This is a genomic window from Paenibacillus zanthoxyli JH29 (assembly GCF_000520715.1).
GTDB lineage: Bacteria > Bacillota > Bacilli > Paenibacillales > Paenibacillaceae > Paenibacillus_AQ > Paenibacillus_AQ zanthoxyli.
In genome coordinates this window covers 1-3,225 of record NZ_ASSD01000123.1, presented here as the reverse complement: position 1 = coordinate 3,225, position 3,225 = coordinate 1, and the positions used below count along the sequence as shown (strand labels likewise).

Below are 3,225 nucleotides of genomic sequence, written 5' to 3'. Positions count from 1 at the left end.
GGCGGTTACGCCGTAGCTTATGGGACGCCCGCCGTTATCGCCAGATCGCGCGCAGCGGGCGAACGGTATCTGTAATAGAAGGGATGCGCGGTGCAGCCGAACCGCAAGGATCCCGTTGGCAGTCGCACCGCAAGATCCCGTTGGGGAGTCGCACCGCAAGATCCCGTTGGTTACGGATTAGTTTGGGTCTCCTGCTGGAAAACGGCGAAAGCGCAGGTTTTTTCGAGCAGAAACGAGAGTTAGCGGGAAAAACCTGCTATGGCGCAGGAATTTCAGGCTTTTCTGGCTGGATTGGAGAGTTGAACCGGCAATAACTGTATTTTTGCAGGTATCCCATCCAGCGAAAGCTCAAGTCCGACAAAAGATGTACAATGTCAGGTTTTTGCAGGGTTGTTTGGTTTATTGGGTTTGTTTGGTTTATTGGGTTCGTTTGGTTCGCAGCGCCTCGCTGCAGTTCGTATCGAGCCACATGTTTGCCCGTTCCTCTGGTCACGGCGGTAATGCATGCTTGTTTCCGATCCAGCAAGTTACGGATTCTGCCCGCTAATGATTCAGTCCGTTTCTAAATTCTCAAGTTCCCATTTTCGCAAGTTCCCGATTACGTAAAGTTACGGATTCGCGAACAGCAGGGACCGTCCGGAAATCCGGGCGCCTAACGCACGTTACCCGCTACCGTCCGCAGCGTGTCATGAACGCGGTTAATCACTCTTTGCTGCTGCTCCAGAGTCATGCCGGAGCCGGAAGGCAGGCAGATGCCGGACCGGAACAGCCGCTCGGATACGCAGAGCGTCTCGCTGTGCGGATAGAATGGCGCACACTCGAAGATCGGCTGAAGATGAAGCGGCTTCCACAAGGGTCTTGCTTCAATATTATCGTCGGCCAGCGCCTTCAGCAGATCGCTTATCTTGACCCCGGTCTCCTCTTCGTCAATCGTAAGCGCAGTCAGCCAACGGTTCGAACGCGTACCCGGCAATTCCGGCATGAACTCCACGCCCTTCAAGCCTCCGAAAGCCTCCCGGTAGTTCTCGAATATCGCTCTTCTGGCCTCAACCCGCTCATCCAGTACCTGAAGCTGGGCTCGGCCCACGCCCGCAAGCACATTGCTGAGCCTGTAATTATAACCCATAACGCTGTGCTGGTAATGCGGCGCCGGATCTCTCGCCTGGGTCGCCAGGAAGCGCGCCTTGATTAGCGCCTCTTCATCATCGGATACAAGCATGCCGCCGCCGGAGGTCGTAATGATCTTGTTGCCGTTGAACGAGTAAATGCCGAACTTGCCAAGGGTGCCGCTCGCCTTGCCTTCATAGGTAGAGCCCAATGATTCTGCGGCGTCCTCAATAACCGGCACATCATAGCGGCCGCATAAAGACATGATTTCCTTCATCTTGGCGCTCTGCCCGTATAAATGAACGACGATTACCGCCTTGGGCAAACGGCCCTCCCGGTCCGCCTCTTCAAGCGCCCGCTCCAGCGCTTCGGGCGACATATTCCAAGTCTGCGGCTCGGAATCAATGAATACCGGCTCAGCACCTACATAACACACGGGATTGGCGCTTGCTACAAAAGTAAAGCTTGAGCAAAATACCCGGTCCCCGGGTCCGACATCAAGCAGACAGAGCGAAATATGGATGGCGGCAGTCCCCGAGCTCAGGGCAGCCGCTCCGCCCGCGCCCGTATATTCGGCAATCTCCTGTTCGAAGGCATCGACATTGGGGCCGAGCGGCGCAATCCAGTTCGTATCGAACGCTTCATTAATATATAGCTGCTCCCGTCCGCTCATATGGGGCGGGGACAGATAAATCCGTTCATTTGCCACCCTCATCAACCTCGACTTCCCTCTTCTTTATTTACGCCCCCCTGAAATACGGGCATAGTGACGTGATTTCCGCTGCTGATGCCTTCCGATCGGACGACTTTAAGCAGCGTTAAGGCCAAAATCTTCAGATCCAGAGCGAAGCTGTAATGGTCGACGTACCACGTATCGAGCTTAAATTTCTCTTCCCAGGAGATCGCGTTTCGTCCGTTCACCTGCGCCCATCCGGTAATTCCCGGCTTGACCAGATGACGGCGGGCCTGCTCCTCCGTGTATAGCTGCAAATAGCTCATGAGCAGGGGCCTTGGACCAACCAGACTAATATCGCCATTAATTACATTCCACAGCTGGGGAAGCTCATCCAAGCTATATTTGCGAAGAAGCTTCCCAAATGATGTAAGGCGAATATGGTCAGACAGAAGCTCACCCGAAGCGTCCCTCTCGTCCGTCATCGTCCTGAATTTATAGACATGAAATGGTTTACCATGGAGTCCGGGCCTCGTCTGCTTGAACAGAATCGGCGAACCGAGCTTTAACCGCACCAGCAATGCCGTTCCCGCGATAACGGGCGACAGCACAATTAACAAGGCCAGCGATACCGCCAGATCAAACGCTCTTTTCATACGAATCTCACCCCTATGAGAATATCTTCCTCATTCTTGCAATATTCTCCGGACCGATTACCCGGCTGACCATCCGCTTCACGCCGCTCCTTATCCGGACGTGAAGCGGAAGCCAGGACTGCGCAAAATGATGAATCGTATAGCTCTCCTCGGTCAGGTAGCTTCCGCCATTGATATAATCGTAAGGACTAAAGTAAGTCCGGGGATAAAAGGTTACACCGTTCTCCGTTACCTGATACTTTCCGTTAAGCTCCAGCCCGTGCCGTATGCAGATTTCGCTGATCACAGCCGTGTTGGTCGTCGTATCCGGCGAGCCGTCCGGCAGGAGAAAGCTCCGGCCCTCGTAATAATCCAGCAGCTCCTTGATCCAGGGGTGCCCAGCGACCGCCCCCATCGTACCCGATTGCAGAAAATGCCCATCCTCAAACCCCGAGAAAGCCTCCAGCTCCAGAAAACGGTCCAGCGGCCTGATCACTTCAACATCCGTGTCCATATAGATTCCGCCTCGGGTATATAAAGCGTGCAGCCGGGCATAGTCGCTGACAAACGCATATTTCCGGTGTTCATAGGCTTCCTTCACATACCGGTTAACCGTCACGTCGAAGTTATCCTCGTTCCATTCCACGAATTGAAAGCCGGGCAAATACTTGTGCCAGCTCTTGATGCATTTTTGAATCTTTCCCGGCTTCTCGCCGCGGCCGAACCAGCAGTAATGGACAACCTTGGGGATCTTCGTCGAAGAATCCATCCGTCCGCCTCCTCGTATAGTATCTTTAGAACTTTCTTTTG

4 protein-coding genes are annotated in these 3,225 nt (G+C 54.0%); 1 reads left to right on the top strand and 3 read right to left on the bottom strand.

The genetic code is table 11. The annotated features are described in order from the left end of the window. Positions 1 to 314: hypothetical protein (locus L691_RS33345; protein ID WP_232229097.1), on the top strand; the 314-nt coding region annotated here is incomplete at its 5' end. A gap of 338 nt (positions 315 to 652) precedes the next feature. On the opposite strand, the gene L691_RS0104915 is transcribed toward L691_RS33345, so the two are convergent. Genes L691_RS0104915 through L691_RS0104905 form a run of 3 tightly spaced genes read right to left on the bottom strand, consistent with a single transcriptional unit; the run spans position 653 to position 3,184 of the window. Beyond that, positions 653 to 1,822 carry an aminotransferase class I/II-fold pyridoxal phosphate-dependent enzyme gene (locus L691_RS0104915; RefSeq protein WP_025689144.1) on the bottom strand — a complete coding sequence of 390 codons (1,170 nt, stop codon included), beginning with the start codon at positions 1,820 to 1,822 and terminating at the stop codon, positions 653 to 655. Further along, positions 1,822 to 2,436, bottom strand: a complete 615-nt coding sequence (locus L691_RS0104910) for a sugar transferase (RefSeq protein WP_025689143.1) — start codon at positions 2,434 to 2,436, stop codon at positions 1,822 to 1,824. The genes L691_RS0104915 and L691_RS0104910 overlap by 1 nt, the downstream gene beginning before the upstream one ends. Positions 2,437 to 2,449: 13 nt before the next feature. Continuing rightward, positions 2,450 to 3,184 (bottom strand): glycosyltransferase family 32 protein, encoded by a 735-nt coding sequence (locus L691_RS0104905; RefSeq protein ID WP_025689142.1) that lies wholly within the window; start codon positions 3,182 to 3,184, stop codon positions 2,450 to 2,452. Between the last annotated feature and the right edge of the window lie 41 nt (positions 3,185 to 3,225).

What these genes read in the sequence shown, in the direction of transcription:
- L691_RS0104905 (WP_025689142.1), bottom strand. Translation starts at nt 3,184, where the DNA reads ATGGATTCTTCGACGAAGATCCCCAAGGTTGTCCATTACTGCTGGTTC.
- L691_RS0104915 (WP_025689144.1), bottom strand. Translation starts at nt 1,822, where the DNA reads ATGAGGGTGGCAAATGAACGGATTTATCTGTCCCCGCCCCATATGAGC.
- L691_RS0104910 (WP_025689143.1), bottom strand. Translation starts at nt 2,436, where the DNA reads ATGAAAAGAGCGTTTGATCTGGCGGTATCGCTGGCCTTGTTAATTGTG.